Source organism: Kitasatospora sp. NA04385, assembly GCF_013364235.1.
Classification (GTDB): domain Bacteria; phylum Actinomycetota; class Actinomycetes; order Streptomycetales; family Streptomycetaceae; genus Kitasatospora.
This window is the reverse complement of record NZ_CP054919.1, coordinates 134,735-149,109: the sequence shown is the minus strand read 5'-3', so window position 1 is coordinate 149,109 and position 14,375 is coordinate 134,735. Positions and strand designations below refer to the sequence as shown.

Below are 14,375 nucleotides of genomic sequence, written 5' to 3'. Positions count from 1 at the left end.
CATGCCCACCTCCTCCGAGCGGCGGACCCTCGTCCTGATCGGCGCCGGCAGCGCCGTCTTCACCCGCGGCCTGCTCGCCGACCTGATCGGCGCCGACGACCTCGGCGACTGGGACATCCGCCTCGTCGACGTGGACGAGACCGCCCTCTCCGTCGCCCACCGCCTCGCCGGGAAGATGGCCGAGGCCCGCGGCGCCCGGCAGCGGGTCCGCGTCAGCGCCACCACCGACCGGCGGGCCGCGCTGCCCGGCGCCGACTTCGTCGTCACCTGCGTCGGCGTCGGCGGCCGCACCGGCTGGCTGCTGGACGACGAGATCTGCCGCCGCCACGGCGTCCACCAGCCCGTCGGCGACTCGATCATGCCCGGCGGCATCTCCCGCCTGCTGCGCACCACCCCCGTGATGGTGGACGTCGCCCGGGACGTCGCCGAACTCGCCCCCGACGCGCTGTTCTTCAACTACAGCAACCCGATGACCGCCAACATCATGGCGATGACCACGTACGCGGGCGCCTCCGTCGTCGGCCTCTGCCACGGCATGCACCACATCCAGCGCGAGCTGGCCGAGTTCATCGGCAAGCCGCTGGAGGAGACGTCCACCCTGTACGCGGGCATCAACCACCTCACCTTCATCTACGACTTCCGCTGGCGCGGCGCCGACGCCTGGCCGCTGGTCCGCGAACGCCTCGACGCCGAACTCGCCCTCCCCGCCGACCCGGCGGACATCGGCTCGATCTTCAACGAGGGCGTGAAGGCCTGGCACAACCCCTTCTCCTGGGAGCTCTTCCGCCGCTACGGCGCGTTCCCGGCCGCCGCGGACCGGCACGTCACCGAGTTCTTCCCCGAGCGCTTCCCCGGCGGCCGCTACTACGGCAAGACGCTCGGCGTGGACGCCTTCTCGGTGCCCGAGATCCTCGCCTGGGGCGAGGACCGCTACCAGGGCATGCGTGCCCAGGCCGACGGCGAGGTGCCGCTCGACGAGAGCGTCTTCCACCGCTCCAGCGGCGAACAGGAGCAGCTGATCGGCATCATCCGCTCCGTGCTCGGCGACCGCCGCGACATGTTCTCCGTCAACGTGCCCAACAACGGCGCCGTCCCCGGACTGCCGGACGACGCCGCGGTGGAGGTCCCGGCGGTGGCCACCGCCCGCGGCCTGCGCCCGATCGCGGTGCCCGACCTCTCCGCGCCGCTGACCGCGATCCTGGCCCGCCGGCTCTCCTCGGTGTACCTCGCGGTGGAGGCCGCCATGACCGGCGACCGCGACCTGGTCGTCGAGGCGATGATCGCCGACGGCGCCGTCACCGACCCGGACGCCGCCGCCCGCCTCACCGACGACCTGCTCGCCGGCCAGGCCCGCCACCTGCCGGGGTTCGCGTGAGCGCCGACGGGGCCCGGCGGCCCCTGCGCAGCGCCGGCTGGTTCTCCGACCCCGGCAAGACCGGCATCATGCACCGCTCCTGGCTGCGCGCCGAGGGCCTGCCCGACGACTCCTTCGACGGCCGCCCGGTCATCGGCATCGCCAACAGCTGGTCCGAGCTGACCCCGTGCAACCTGCACCAGCGCGAGCTGGCCGAGCACGTCAAGCGCGGCATCTGGCAGGCCGGCGGCGTGCCGTTCGAGTTCCCCACCACCTCGGCGGGCGAACCGCTGGTGCGCCCCAGCGCGATGCTGCTGCGCAACCTGATGGCGATGGACCTGGAGGAGACCCTCCGCGGCAACCCGCTGGACGGCGTCGTGCTGCTGGCCGGCTGCGACAAGACCACGCCCGCCTACCTGATGGGCGCCGCCAGCGCCGACCTGCCCGCCCTGATGGTCACCGGCGGGCCGATGCTGAACGGCAAGTACCGCGGCCGCGACATCGGCTCCGGCACCTCCGTGTGGCGCTTCACCGAGGAGCACCGGGCCGGCCGGATGACCGACGGCCAGCTCGCCGACGCCGAGTCCTGCATGGCCCGCAGCAGCGGCCACTGCATGACGATGGGCACCGCCTCCACCATGGCCTGCCTGGCCGAGGTGCTCGGCATGCAGCTGCCCGGCTCGGCCGAGCTGCCCGCCGCGGACTCCCGCCGCAGGACGCTCGCCCACCGGGCCGGCCGGCGGATCGTCGAGATGGTCCACGAGGGGCTCGCCCCGTCCCGGGTCCTGACCCGGGCCTCGTTCGAGAACGCGGTGCGGGCCAACGCCGCGCTCGGCGGTTCCACCAACGCCGTGCTGCACCTGCTGGCCCTGGCCGGCCGGGTCGGCGTCCCGCTGGAGCTGGACGACTTCGACGCGCTGGTGCGCGACGTCCCCACCCTCGCCGACCTGATGCCCTCCGGCCGCTTCCTGATGGAGGAGTTCGCGTACGCGGGCGGCCTCGGCGCGCTGGTGAACACGCTCGGCCCGCTGCTGGACGGCTCCGCCGCCACCGTCACCGGCCGCACCCTGGCCGAGAACTACGCGGACGCCGAGTGCTTCGACCGCGAGGTCATCCGCCCGCTCGACAACCCGGTCAAACCGGCCGGATCCGGCATCGCCGTGCTGTACGGCAACCTCGCCCCGGACGGCGCCGTCCTCAAGCAGTCCGCCGCCTCCCCGGCCCTGCTGCGCCACCGCGGCCGGGCCCTGGTCTGGGACAGCCTGCAGGACTACCTCGCCGACGCCGACGACCCCGGCCTCGACGTCCGGCCCGAGGACGTCCTGGTGGTCCGCAACGCCGGACCGCGCGGCTACCCCGGCATGCCCGAGGTCGGCAACCTGCCGCTGCCCGCCCGCATCCTCAAGGCGGGCGTGACCGACATGGTCCGGATCAGCGACGCCCGGATGAGCGGCACCTCCTACGGGACGGTGGTCCTGCACACCGCCCCGGAGGCGGCCGTCGGCGGACCGCTCGCGCTGCTGCGCACCGGCGACACCGTCGTGCTCGACGTACCGGCCCGCACCCTGGACATGGAGGTCGACCCGGAGGAGCTGGAGCGCCGCCGCGCCCAGTGGCGGCCCGCCGAGGTGCCCGACACCGACCGGGGCTACCTGCGGCTGTACGTGGAGAACGTCGAACAGGCGCCGCGCGGCGCCGACTTCGGCTTCCTGCGCGGCAAGTCGCCCGCGGGCGTGCCCAAGCAGGCGTTCTGAACCCGCGCCCCGCCCGGGGCGCGCCCAGGGCCCCGGCCGGACGGCGGCACCACGCCCCCGGCCGGGGCCCGACGGCGGGCCAGGCGACCCTCCGGCCCGCCCTGCCGCATGTCCGCCCTCCCGGGCCGCTTCACACCCTACGGAGGGACCATGACCCGCGACGACCGCCCGGACACGTCCTGGTGGTGGGCGCGACCGGCGTGCTGCGCCCCGCCGCGACGGCGCTGGTCCGGCGCGGGCACCGGGTGTCGGCGCTGGCCCGCCGGCCCGGCCCGCTGGCGGACTTGGCCCGGGAGTGCGGCGACGCCCTCCGGCCGCTGGCCGCCGACGTCGCCGACCCCGGGCTGCCGGAGGCGCTGGACGCGGCGCGCCGCGCCGCCGGGCCGTTCACCGGCGCGCGCCTGTACCGCCCCGACGCCCCCGCCGGGGCCGTCGCCCGGCTGCTGCGCGCGGTGGGCGCGGGCGGCCCGGCCGTGCTGCTGCTGACCAGCGCGTGGGCCGCCCCGGACGCGGGGCAACCGCCGTTCCCGGCGGCCCGGCGGCTGCTGCTCGGCTGGGCGGCCGGCCCCGGCGGCCCGCGCTGGCACACGCCCGAGGAGATCTCCGCCGGCGCGCTCGCCCGCTTCGACGGCCCTCCGGGGGACGCCGTGCTCGGCGCGGTCCGGCCGTGGCCGGAGCGGCCCGCGTGACCGGGCGGGCGGGGGCCGCCCTCGGGCGGCGCACGGTGTCACCGGCTGTGAGGCCGGGCGGGGTACCGGTCATAATGAGTGCCCGCCCGGACGGGGACGGACGTTCCGGCGCGGCCGGCAGGCGGGACAGGAGCGCGGGGAGATGACGACGATGCTTGGCGCCGAGCGGCGGAAGCAACTGGTGCAGCTGGTGCACGGCGAGGGGGTCGCCCAGGTCGGCGAGCTGGCGCGCCGGCTGAAGGTCAGCCCGTCGACCATCCGCCGGGACTTGACCGACCTGCAGTCCGAGGGGCTGCTCGCCCGCACGCACGGCGGCGCGGTGGCTCCGGAGGGCACCGAGGAGCCGGTGCGGCAGCTGCGCAGCAAGGCGTTCTCGATGGAGAAGCAGCGCCTGGGCCGGGCGGCGGCGGCCCACGTCGCGCCCGGATCGACGATCATGGTGACGGGCGGCACCACGACGCAGGCCATGACGGCGTTCCTGGTGGACGTCCCGGAGCTGACCGTCGTCACCAACTCGCTGACCATCGCGGTCGCCCTCTCCGAGCACGAGCAGGTCGACGTGGTGGTGCTCGGCGGCTACCTGCGGCACAGCGAGATGTCCCTGCTCGGGCACCTGACCCGGGAGGCGCTGGACGAGCTGAGCGTCGACATGGCGTTCGTCGGCACCTACGGCGTCGACCGGCGCGGCCTGACCGGCGCGCACGTCGAGGAGGCCGACACCGACCGGTTCCTGCTGCGCTCGGCGGCCAAGGTCGCGGTGCTCGCGGACAGCAGCAAGTTCGGGGTGCGCGGGCCGGTGCGGATCGCCGGGCCGGAGCGGATGACGTACCTGTTCACGGACGTCGACGCGCCGGCCGACGAGGTCGCCGCGCTGCGCGAGGCGGGCGTCACGGTCGTCCAGGTCTGACGCGGTCCGCGCCCGGCGCCGGTTCCGGTGGCCGGGCGCGGACGACGGGAGGACGCACACCCGAGGGTGTGCGTCCTCCCGTCGTCTCCGCCCCCGGGGTCACTGCGGGGCGGCGATCTCCTGCTCGGCGGCCGGGCGCCACTCGGCCCAGACCCGGTCGGGCGGCACCCCCCAGCCCTCGGCGAGGGCGCGGGCCGCGCCAGCGCGGCCGGCGGCCGCCGCCGGGCGGGCCTGCCGTGCAGGACCGCGAGCAGCCAGGCGGGCAGCGGGCCNGCGCCGCTGACGGTGGCGGTGACGGGGGTCAGGACGGCGATGACGGCGTCGGGCGGCAGCCCGAGCCCGTCGGCGACGGCCCGGCACAGCGCGCCCAGCCGTTCGGGGTCGCGGCCGTCGGCGGCCGCCGGTGCGGTGACGTGGACGATCGGCACGGCGGGCCCCCGCTCAGACCAGCTGCACGGAGCGCGACAGGTGCGGCGGGGTGTCCGGGTCGCGCTCGGCCGCGGCGGCGAGCCGCAGGGCGAGGCGGTGCACGGCGACGAGTTCGGCCATCGCGTCGGACTCCGGCTCGACCAGGGTCGCGCCGGTGCCGCGCACCGCGTCCGCGACGACCGGCGGCACCGGGCTGAGCGACCACACCAGGGTGTGCGGCCCGGCCACCGAGATCGGGCCGTGCTGGTACTCCCAGAGCGCGTACGCCTCGGTCCAGACGCCGGCCGACTCGCGGCACTTCAGCGCGGCCTCCTGGGCGACGCCCACCGTCCAGTTGGTGCCGAGGAAGACGAACTGGGTGTGCCCCGGCTCGGGCAGCGGGCGGGCCAGGGCGGCTCGGGCCTGGTCGGCGACGCCCCCGGGGGTGAGGCCGAGCGAGTGCCGCAGCACGGTCAGGACGGTGCTGGCGAAACGCGTCTGGACGACCGACACCTCGTCCGCGTAGTCGAGCAGGACGACCGCGCCGCAGGCGTCCGCGATCGGCGACCCGGGGGTGCCCACGACGCCGACGACCGGGTTGCGCCCGGCGACGCGCTCGATCACCCGCAGCACGTCGGTGGTGGTGCCGGAGCGGGAGATCACCAGCACGGTCTCGTCCTCGCCGATCCGGTCGAGTTCGGAGGCGATCACGGCCCGGGTGCGGCCGAGGCCGGCGCTCTCCCGCAGCCGGGCGTAGGCGTCGCCGACGTAGTACGAGGTGCCGCAGCCCACCACGAGCACCGGCGTGCCGGGCGCGGGGAGCGCGGCGTACGCGTCGGGCCCGGCGGTCAGGGCCCGCTGCCAGACGTCGGGCTGGGTGGCGACCTCGCGGGCGGTGATCGTGTCGGGGATGTCGAGGGGCACGGTCATGGTGTTTCTCCAGGTCGGGAGGGGGGGAGCAGGGGCGCGGCGCGGGCGGCCGACGGGGGTCGGCCGGTGCGGCGGGGTCGGTCAGTGCAGCGGGGCGCGGGGCAGGGCGGCGGCGAGCGCCGCCGCCTCGGCGGGCCCGGCGTGGCGGCCGGTGCCGCCGAAGCCGAGCACGGAGACCGAACCGCAGGCGGCGGCCCGGGCCAGCGCCTCGTGCGGGTCGGCGCCGTCGAGCAGGCCGGCGATGAAGCCCGCGTTGAAGTTGTCGCCCGCGCCGGTGGTGTCCACCGGGGCGAGGGGGGTGGTGGTGACGCGCCCGGCGATCGCGGTGCCGCCCGAGGCGGCGGACCGGTCCAGCACGGCGGCGCCGGTGGCGCCGAGCTTGGCGGCGATGCCGGGGCCGAGGCCGCTGACGGCGCGCAGCAGTTCCGCGGCCGGCGCGGCCGGTGCGGTGCCGGGGACGAGGGCGGCGGCGATGTGCCGCAGCTCCTGCTCGTTGGGGAGCAGCCAGCGGACGGCGCGCAGGGTGTCGGCGAGGCCGCGGGCCCAGGTGCCGGCCGGGTCCCAGCCGGGGTCGAGGGAGGTGGTGGCGCCCCGGGCGGCGAGGGAGTCGAACAGCGCGGGCAGGCCGGGGCGCAGGGCGTCCTGCAGGTAGTAGGAGCTGACGTGCACGTGGCGGGCGCCGTCGAGCAGCGCCCCGGGCACGTCGGCGGCGGCCAGGTCCGGGATGGTGCCGGGGAAGGTGAGCAGCGCCCGGTCGCCCCCGGTGCGGTTGAGCACGACGGTCATGCCGGTGACGCGGCCGGGCAGGCGGCGGCAGGCGGAGACGTCGACGCCGCGGGCGGCGAGTTCGTCGAGGACGAACGTGCCGAGCGGGTCGTCGCCGACGACGCCGGCGAAGGCCACCCGCAGGCCGAGCGCGGCGGCGGCGGACGCCGTGATCGCCCCGGAGCTGCCGAGGGTGAGCGCGGCCCGGTCGACCAGCTGTTCCGCCTGGCCGAAGGCGGGCAGGGTGTCGCCGCAGTCCGCGACGACGTCGGCGTTGAGTTCGCCGAGGACCAGCAGGTCGCAGGAGGGGCCGGGCAGGGGTCGGCCGGGCATGGGGTGCACCGCCTCGTTTCGGGGGCTCGTACGGTGGGTGGGGGCGCCGCGGGTCGTGGACGCACGGTGTTCGGTCGCTCACCGGTGAGCAGTCACGGATGAGCAGATCGGCCTGGATGACGACGCTAGGGAGCCGAATGCCCGCGAGTCAAGCTCAAATGAGCAAAAGTAAGCATCTTCTGCGCGCTATTGACTGATTGCGGTCGAGCGAACTAGAAATCTCGCAGCCGCCTCCTTCGGCGGCCGTCCCCCACCTTCACGGCCCAAGGAAACGCGATGTCCCTCACCAGGCGTGCTCTGCTGGCCGGTGCCGCAACGGGCGCCATCGGGCTCGGCTACGCGCGGCGCTCCGGATTCACCGGCACCACCGACAGCGGCGACGGGCGTACCACGCTCACCTTCGCCACCTGGGGCAGCGACGCCGAGCTCGCCGCGTTCCGCTCCCTGATCGCCGAGTTCGAGCGCACCCGCCCCGGCGTCCGGGTGCGCCTCCAGGTCGAGCCGTACGCGCAGATGTTCATCGACATGGACGCCCAGCTCCAGGGCGGCCGGGCACCCGACCTCTTCCGGTGCGACTACATGACGCTCGGCATGTACAGCGGCAGCGGCCAGCTCCTCGACCTGTCGCCGTACTTCACCGAGGCCGAGCGGGCGGCCTTCCTGCCCGCCTTCTGGGCCGCGGTCTGCCAGGACGGCCGGCCGTACGCCGTCCCGCACCACACCGACACCACCGCCGTGCTCTACCGCAAGGACATGTTCGAGGCCGCCGGGATCACCTCGGTGCCCGCGCGCCTGGAGGACGCCTGGAGCTGGGAGGAGTTCGACGAGGTCGCCCAGCGGCTCAAGGAGAAGCTCCCGCCGGGCGTCTACCCGTTCTCCTACGACTGGCAGCAGGGCGGCGCCTACCGCTGGCTGACCTGGCTCTTCGCGGCCGGCGGCCGCCTGCTCGACGACACCCTGGACGCGCCCGCCGTCCCCTCCCCGCAGGCCCGCAAGGCGATGGACTTCACCCAGGGCTTCTTCCGGCGCGGCCTGGTCCCGCCGAACAGCGGGGTGAAGAGCTACGGCTACCCGGACTCCCTGTTCACCTCGGGCACCGTCGCGATGGCCTTCGCCGGCGACTTCATGCTGCCGACCATCGCCCCCGCCCTGAAGGACGAGCTGTGGGGCGCCACCTTCCAGCCCCGCGACGTCGCGGCCGCCACCGACCTCGGCGGCAACACCGTCGTCGTCACCCGGCACACCGAGCGGGCCGAGCTGGCCGTCGACTTCGCCAAGTTCCTGGCCACCCCGGCCGCCATGCGGGCCTTCTGCGAACAGACCGTCGTGCTGCCCACCCTCGGCGACCTGCTGCACGCCGACTTCTCCTACGCGGTGCGGCCCGACCTGATGGACGTCTTCTTCGAGCAGGCGACCGTGCTGACGCCCGCCATGACCGCCCAGACCGGCGTCGCCGCGTTCGGCCGGATCAACGCCGTCCTCCAGGACGAGCTGGAGGCCGCCTTCGTCGGCGGCCAGTCCTCCGAGGCGACCGTCGAACGGATCGCCGCGGGCACCCGCAAGGCCCTCGCGGGCTGACCTCCCCCCAGATCGGAGCGACCATGGCCACCACCGTGACCGGAGAAAGACGCCGCACCCCCGCCGCCGTACCGGGCCGGCCGCCGATGGCGGAGCGCCTGCGCGGCCGGAGACTGCGCGAGTCCGCGTCCGCCTGGCTCTTCCTCGGCCCGAACCTGCTCCTCGTGGGCGTCTTCCTGATCGTCCCGTTGGTGCTGGCCTTCGTGCTCAGCCTGCGGGAGAGCAGCGGCTTCGACGCCGGCAGCTGGGTGGGCGCGGCCAACTACCGCACGCTCTTCGCCGACCCGGTGTTCTGGCGGTCCTTCCTCAACACCTTCGTCTTCTGCGTCTGCACCGTGCCGGTGGAGATGGCGATCGGCCTCGGCGCGGCGGTGCTGTTCAACTCCGTCCTGCCCGGCCGGATCCTGTGGCGCACCCTCGTCTACCTGCCGATGGTCATCTCCGGGGTCGCCACCGCGCTGATCGGCACCCTGATGTTCGACGAGAACATCGGCTTCGCCAACAAGCTGCTCACCCAGTTCGGCCTGCCCGCCATGGCCTGGCAGACGAACGGCACCTGGGCGATGCTCTCCATCGTGCTGGTGACGCTGTGGACGCGCGTCGGCTTCAACATGGTCATCTACCTGGCGGGCCTCCAGGGCATCTCGCCCGAGCTGTACGAGGCCGCCCGGCTGGAGGGGGCCTCCGGGTGGCAGCAGTTCCGGCTGGTCACCGTCCCGATGCTCGGCCCGTCGACGTTCTTCCTGCTGATCATGAACGTGGTCTTCTCGTTCCAGGTCTTCGACACCGTCTACGTGCTGACCCGCGGCGGCCCGGGCCACGCCACCGACGTCCTGGTGACGTACGCCTACCACAACGGCTTCGAGGTGCGGCAGCAGGGCTACGCCGCCGCGATCGGCATCGTGCTGTTCGTCGTGGTGATGGTCTTCACCGCCCTCCAGTGGAAGTTCAGCCGCAACCGGGACACCGTCGGCTGACCCCCGCCCCGCCCGCCGCCCGCCCGCCCGTCCGCCCCCGGAAGGACACCCTCCCCCATGGCTCCCCCCGCGAGGTCCCCCCGTGCCCCCGGCCGCCGCCCCGTCCCGGTGGTCCGCACGCTGCTCGCCGCCGCCGTCGGCCTGGTGATGCTGCTGCCGCTGTACTGGATGGTCCTCACCGCGTTCTCGCCGCTGACCGACCTCTACTCCACCGGCCCGCACTGGTGGCCCAGCGCCCCGACCCTGCACAACTTCCGGACGGTGCTCGCCCTGCCGACCGGCACCTGGCTGATGAACTCCGTCGTGGTCACGCTGTGCGTGGTGGCGCTGACCGTCACCGTCAACCTGCTGGCCGGCTACGCCTTCGCCAAGACCCGCTTCCGCGGCCGCAGCACGCTGTTCCTGGTGCTGGTCGGCACGATGACCGTGCCGCTCCAAGTGCTGATGGTGCCGCAGTTCAAGATGGTCGGCGGGCTCGGCCTGTTCGGCACCTTCTGGGCCGTCATCCTGCCCGCCTCCTCCGCGACCTTCGGCATCTTCCTCTCCCGGCAGTTCATGCTCGCCATCCCCGACGAGGTGATCGAGGCCGCCCGCTGCGACGGCGCCGGCCAGTTCCGCACCTTCGTCTCGGTGGTCCTGCCGCTCAGCAAGCCGCTGATCGCGGTGCTGTCGCTGCTGACCTTCCTCAACCAGTGGAACGACTTCGCCTGGCCGCTGACCGTCCTCAAGGACCACGACCTCTACACCCTGTCGGTCGGCCTGCTCTTCCTCCAGGGCCAGTACACCTCCGACTACGGCGCGATCATGGCGCTCGCGCTGATCAGCGTGCTGCCGATGGTCGTGATCTTCCTCTGCTTCCAGCGCTACTTCGTCCAGGGCTTCGCCCGATCGGGAATCAAGTGATGAGCCAGCACACCGCACACGCCGCCGACGGCCCCGTCCACTACCTCTCCACCCTGTCCTTCCCCGAGCCCTGGCTCGACGCGGTCCGCGCCGTCTCCCCGCGCCTGGTGGTCGAGCAGATCACCGCCGACCGCCCCGAGGACGTCCCCGCCGAGGTCTGGGCCCGCACCGACGTCCTGCACACCGGATCGGTCTTCCCCGAACCCGGGCAGGCCCCCCGGCTGAGCTGGATCCAGCTCGACACCTCCGGCGCCGACCACCTGCGCGGCACCCCGGTCTGGGACAGCCCGGCCCCGATCACCTCCATCGGCGGCATCTCGCCCGTCCCGATGGCCGAGTACGTGATGATGATGGTCCTCGGCTTCGCCCACCGGCTGCCCCGGCTGATCGCCGTCCAGCGGGAGGGCCGCTGGCCGAGCCTCGCCGAGCGGTGGGACACCCTGATGCCCCGCCGGCTCGCCGGCGCCACCGTCGGCGTCGTCGGCTACGGCCGGATCGGCCGGGAGATCGGCCGGCTCGCCGCCGCGCACCGGATGACCGTGCTCGGCCTCAAGCGCGGCACCGCCGCCCGCACCGGCGAGTTCTTCGGCGCCGCGCACGGCGAGGACCCGGCCGAGCTGTACACCCCGGACCGGCTCCACGAGTTCCTCGCCCGCTGCGACTACCTGGTGCTGACCTGCCCGCTCACCGACGAGACCCGCGGCATGATGGACCGGGCCGCCTTCGACGCGCTCAAGCCCGGCGCCGTCCTGATCAACGTCTCCCGCGGCGGCATCGCCGACGAGGACGCGATGACCGCCGCGCTGCGCTCCGGCCGCCTCGCCGGCGCCGCCCTCGACGTCTTCGACACCGAGCCGCTGCCCGCCGGACACCCGCTGTGGACCGAGCCCGGCGTGATCGTCAGCCCGCACGTGGCCGGCTTCGCGCCCGACTACGAGCAGCAGGTGCTCGACCTCGTCACCGGCAACCTGGCCCGCCACCTCGACGGCCGCCCCCTGCTGAACCTGGTGGACCGTGTCCGCGGCTACTGACCACCTGCTGAGCCCGCAGCGCCGCCGGGTCGTCCTCGGCTACCTGCGCAGCCAGGGCGCCGTCCAGGTCGCCGAACTCGCCCAGGCGCTCGGCATCAGCCCCTCCACCGTCCGGCGCGACCTCCGGGAGATGGAGGACGAGGGCCTGCTGGCCCGCGTGCACGGCGGGGCCACCCTGGCCGCCGCCGACCTGGAGGCCGACCAGCCGGCCCGCGCCGCCGAGCACCGGGACCAGAAGCGCCGGATCGGCGCGGCCGCCGCCGCCCTCGTCCAGGACGGCACCACCGTCCTGATCAGCGGCGGCACCACCACCGAGACGATGGTGGGCCACCTCGCCGAGCGCGAGAACCTCACCGTGATCACCAACTCGCTGGCCATCGCCCACGCGCTCTCCCGCCACCCCCCGATCGCCGTGGTGGTGCTCGGCGGGTTCCTGCGGCACCGGGAGAAGTCGCTGCTCGGGCACCTCACCGAGCAGGCCCTCGCCGAGTTCCGGATCGACCAGGTCTTCACCGGCGCGTTCGGCGTCGACCTGGAGGTCGGCGTGACCGGGGCCGACGTCCGCGAGGCCCGCACCGACCGGACGCTGATCGAAGCCGGCGGACGGCACGTCCTGCTCGCCGACGCCGGCAAGCTCGGCCGCCGGGGCCCGGTCCGGCTCGCCCCGGCCGCCCGGATCTCCGCCCTGGTCACCGACGCCGAGGAGGCGCACCCCGTCCGCCGGGGCCTGTCCGCCGCCGGGGTCCCGGTGATCGCGTGCTGACCGCGCCGTCCGCCCCCGTCCTGGCCGTCACCCTCAACCCGGCCCTCGACCTCACGTACCGGGTGGCGGAGCTGCGGCCCGGCCTGGAGTACCGCCCCGGCGCGGTCGGCGCCCGCGCCGGGGGCAAGGGCGTCAACGTCGCCCGGGTGCTGCACGCCCTCGGCCTGCCGGTGCTCGCCCTCGCACCGGTCGGCGGCGCCCACGCCCCCGACTGGCGGGCCGACCTCGCCGCCGCCGGCGTGCCCGCCGAGACCGTCCCGATCGCCGGGCAGACCCGCCGCACCGTCGCCGTGGTCGAGGACGACGGCCGCACCACCGGCCTGTGGGAGCCCGGGCCGCGGCTGACCCGGGACGAGTGGGAGCGCGTCGCCGACCGGGTCCGCCGGCTCGCCGCGGGCTCCTCGGTGGTGGTGCTCTCCGGCAGCCTGCCCGGCGGCCTGCCGCCCACCGCCTACGCCGACCTGGTGCGGCACTGCCACGAGGCCGGCGCCCCGGTGCTCCTGGACACCTCCGGCCCGGCCCTGCGCGCCGCCCTCGCCGCCGGACCGGACCTGGTCAAGCCGAACACCGCCGAACTCGCCGAGTACCGGAGCGCCGAGCCCGGCGGCCGCGGCCACCGGGACGACCCGGCGGCGGACCCCGACCGCGACGCCGCGCTGCTGCTCGACCCCGACCGCGCCGCCGTCCGCGACGCCGCGCTGCTGCTCGACGCCGGCGCGGCCGCCGTCGCCGCCTCGCGCGGCGCGGACGGCCTGACCGCCGTCGCCGGGGCCGCGCCTGGCACGCCGCGCCCCCGGCCGTGCTGCGCGGCAACCCGACCGGCGCCGGCGACGCCGCCGTCGCCGCCCTCGCCGTCACCCTCGCCACCGGAGCGGCCTGGCCCGAACGCCTGCGCCACGCCGTGGCGCTGTCGGCCGCCGCCGTCGCCGCGCCGCTGGCCGGCGACGTCGACCCAGCCCGCTACGCGGACCTGCTGACCCGCACCACCGTGCGCGACGGCGGCCCGCTCCCTCCCCGCCCCCGCACCCGCACCCGCACCCCAGGAGCAGCGCGCGCATGACCCTCGTTCCCACCGCCGACCTCGTCTCCCGCGCGGCTGCCTCCGGCACCGGCGTAGCCGCCTTCAACGTCCTCACCCTCGAACACGCCCGGGCGGTGGCCGAGGCCGCCGAGCAGACCGGGCTGCCCGCGATCCTCGCGGTCAGCGAGAATGCCGTCCGCTACCATCGGGCGCTCGCCCCGCTGTCCGCGGCCTGCGCCGCGACCGCCCGGGGCAGCGGCGCCGACCTCGCCCTGCACCTCGACCACGTCGAGGACTTCGCCCTGGTCGAGCAGGCCGCCGCGCACGGCTACGGCTCGGTGATGTTCGACGCCTCCCGGCTGCCGCACGACGAGAACGTCGCCGCCACCGCCCGCGCCGCCCGCCTGCTGCACGCCCGGGGCCTGTGGCTGGAGGCCGAACTCGGCGAGATCGGCGGCAAGGACGGCGTGCACGCCCCGACCGTCCGCACCGACCCGGCGGACGCCGCCGCCTACGCCTCGGCCACCGGGGTGGACGCGCTGGCCGTCGCCGTCGGCAGCTCGCACGCGATGACCGAGCAGTCGGCCCGGCTCGACCACGGCCTGATCGCCGCCATCCGCGCCGCCGTGCCCGTACCGCTGGTGCTGCACGGCTCGTCCGGCGTCGCCGACCCCGAGCTGCGCCGGGCGGTCGCCGCCGGAATGACCAAGATCAACATTGGGACGCAGCTGAACGTCGCCTTCACCGGCGCCGTCCGCGCGCCCCGCGGCGGCACCTTGCCGGTCGACCCGCGCCGCTGGCTCGGGCCCGCCCGCGACGCCGTCGCCGAGACCGCCGCCCGCCTGCTGACCGTGATCGCCGCGCCCGCCGCCGTCCCCGCTGCCGTCCCCGCCGCCGTCCCCGCCGCCGTCCCTGTCGCCGGGAGCGCCGCCCGGCCGTCCCGCGCCTGACCCCGTCCGCAC

Annotated in this window: 12 protein-coding genes and 1 pseudogene; 11 read left to right on the top strand and 2 right to left on the bottom strand. The window is 75.4% G+C overall.

Going from position 1 to position 14,375, the window contains the following annotated elements:
* Position 1 precedes the first annotated feature (1 nt).
* The 4 genes from HUT16_RS00680 to HUT16_RS00665 all read left to right on the top strand — a co-directional run bounded on the left by HUT16_RS00680 (position 2) and on the right by HUT16_RS00665 (position 4,704).
* Entirely contained in the window at positions 2-1,375 is a 1,374-nt protein-coding gene (locus HUT16_RS00680; protein ID WP_176184401.1) for a hypothetical protein, read from the top strand.
* A 68-nt stretch (positions 1,376-1,443) separates the two neighbouring features.
* Positions 1,444-3,108 (top strand): IlvD/Edd family dehydratase, encoded by a 1,665-nt coding sequence (locus tag HUT16_RS00675; RefSeq protein WP_254898203.1) that lies wholly within the window; start codon positions 1,444-1,446, stop codon positions 3,106-3,108.
* Positions 3,109-3,290: 182 nt separating this feature from the next.
* Complete coding sequence (locus tag HUT16_RS00670; protein WP_176184397.1) at positions 3,291-3,797, top strand: hypothetical protein; 507 nt, start codon at positions 3,291-3,293, stop codon at positions 3,795-3,797.
* A gap of 142 nt (positions 3,798-3,939) precedes the next feature.
* The gene (locus HUT16_RS00665; RefSeq protein ID WP_176184395.1) at positions 3,940-4,704 is read left to right on the top strand and encodes a DeoR/GlpR family DNA-binding transcription regulator; all 765 of its coding nucleotides are present in this window, start codon (positions 3,940-3,942) and stop codon (positions 4,702-4,704) included.
* Between the two features lie 441 nt (positions 4,705-5,145).
* Here HUT16_RS00665 and HUT16_RS00660 read toward each other — a convergent pair whose 3' ends face one another.
* Positions 5,146-6,042 (bottom strand): SIS domain-containing protein, encoded by an 897-nt coding sequence (locus HUT16_RS00660; RefSeq protein ID WP_176184393.1) that lies wholly within the window; start codon positions 6,040-6,042, stop codon positions 5,146-5,148.
* Positions 6,043-6,123: 81 nt separating this feature from the next.
* Positions 6,124-7,140 carry a carbohydrate kinase family protein gene (locus HUT16_RS00655; RefSeq protein ID WP_176184391.1) on the bottom strand — a complete coding sequence of 339 codons (1,017 nt, stop codon included), beginning with the start codon at positions 7,138-7,140 and terminating at the stop codon, positions 6,124-6,126.
* Between the two features lie 276 nt (positions 7,141-7,416).
* Between HUT16_RS00655 and HUT16_RS00650 the strand changes: the two genes are divergently transcribed.
* From HUT16_RS00650 to HUT16_RS00620, 7 genes and pseudogenes are all read left to right on the top strand, one after another.
* Positions 7,417-8,718: a sugar ABC transporter substrate-binding protein gene (locus tag HUT16_RS00650; RefSeq protein ID WP_176184389.1), complete on the top strand. Its 1,302-nt coding sequence runs from the start codon at positions 7,417-7,419 to the stop codon at positions 8,716-8,718.
* A 23-nt stretch (positions 8,719-8,741) separates the two neighbouring features.
* The gene (locus tag HUT16_RS00645) at positions 8,742-9,695 is read left to right on the top strand and encodes a carbohydrate ABC transporter permease (RefSeq protein WP_176184387.1); all 954 of its coding nucleotides are present in this window, start codon (positions 8,742-8,744) and stop codon (positions 9,693-9,695) included.
* 57 nt (positions 9,696-9,752) lie between these two features.
* Complete coding sequence (locus HUT16_RS00640; protein WP_176184385.1) at positions 9,753-10,598, top strand: carbohydrate ABC transporter permease; 846 nt, start codon at positions 9,753-9,755, stop codon at positions 10,596-10,598.
* The gene (locus tag HUT16_RS00635; RefSeq protein WP_176184383.1) at positions 10,598-11,629 is read left to right on the top strand and encodes a D-2-hydroxyacid dehydrogenase; all 1,032 of its coding nucleotides are present in this window, start codon (positions 10,598-10,600) and stop codon (positions 11,627-11,629) included. Before HUT16_RS00640 ends, HUT16_RS00635 begins: the two co-directional genes overlap by 1 nt.
* A complete protein-coding gene (locus tag HUT16_RS00630) occupies positions 11,613-12,392 on the top strand; it encodes a DeoR/GlpR family DNA-binding transcription regulator (protein ID WP_176184381.1) in 780 nt (259 codons plus the stop codon). The genes HUT16_RS00635 and HUT16_RS00630 overlap by 17 nt, the downstream gene beginning before the upstream one ends.
* Positions 12,389-13,452: pseudogene (locus HUT16_RS00625) on the top strand (1-phosphofructokinase family hexose kinase). The gene HUT16_RS00630 and the pseudogene HUT16_RS00625 overlap by 4 nt, the downstream one beginning before the upstream one ends.
* Positions 13,449-14,363, top strand: a complete 915-nt coding sequence (locus HUT16_RS00620) for a class II fructose-bisphosphate aldolase (RefSeq protein WP_176184379.1) — start codon at positions 13,449-13,451, stop codon at positions 14,361-14,363. Before HUT16_RS00625 ends, HUT16_RS00620 begins: the two are co-directional and overlap by 4 nt.
* Positions 14,364-14,375: the final 12 nt, after the last annotated feature.

What these genes read in the sequence shown, in the direction of transcription:
- HUT16_RS00680 (WP_176184401.1), top strand. Translation starts at nt 2, where the DNA reads ATGCCCACCTCCTCCGAGCGGCGGACCCTCGTCCTGATCGGCGCCGGC.
- HUT16_RS00620 (WP_176184379.1), top strand. Translation starts at nt 13,449, where the DNA reads ATGACCCTCGTTCCCACCGCCGACCTCGTCTCCCGCGCGGCTGCCTCC.
- HUT16_RS00665 (WP_176184395.1), top strand. Translation starts at nt 3,940, where the DNA reads ATGACGACGATGCTTGGCGCCGAGCGGCGGAAGCAACTGGTGCAGCTG.
- HUT16_RS00635 (WP_176184383.1), top strand. Translation starts at nt 10,598, where the DNA reads ATGAGCCAGCACACCGCACACGCCGCCGACGGCCCCGTCCACTACCTC.
- HUT16_RS00660 (WP_176184393.1), bottom strand. Translation starts at nt 6,042, where the DNA reads ATGACCGTGCCCCTCGACATCCCCGACACGATCACCGCCCGCGAGGTC.
- HUT16_RS00675 (WP_254898203.1), top strand. Translation starts at nt 1,444, where the DNA reads ATGCACCGCTCCTGGCTGCGCGCCGAGGGCCTGCCCGACGACTCCTTC.
- HUT16_RS00650 (WP_176184389.1), top strand. Translation starts at nt 7,417, where the DNA reads ATGTCCCTCACCAGGCGTGCTCTGCTGGCCGGTGCCGCAACGGGCGCC.
- HUT16_RS00640 (WP_176184385.1), top strand. Translation starts at nt 9,753, where the DNA reads ATGGCTCCCCCCGCGAGGTCCCCCCGTGCCCCCGGCCGCCGCCCCGTC.
- HUT16_RS00645 (WP_176184387.1), top strand. Translation starts at nt 8,742, where the DNA reads ATGGCCACCACCGTGACCGGAGAAAGACGCCGCACCCCCGCCGCCGTA.
- HUT16_RS00655 (WP_176184391.1), bottom strand. Translation starts at nt 7,140, where the DNA reads ATGCCCGGCCGACCCCTGCCCGGCCCCTCCTGCGACCTGCTGGTCCTC.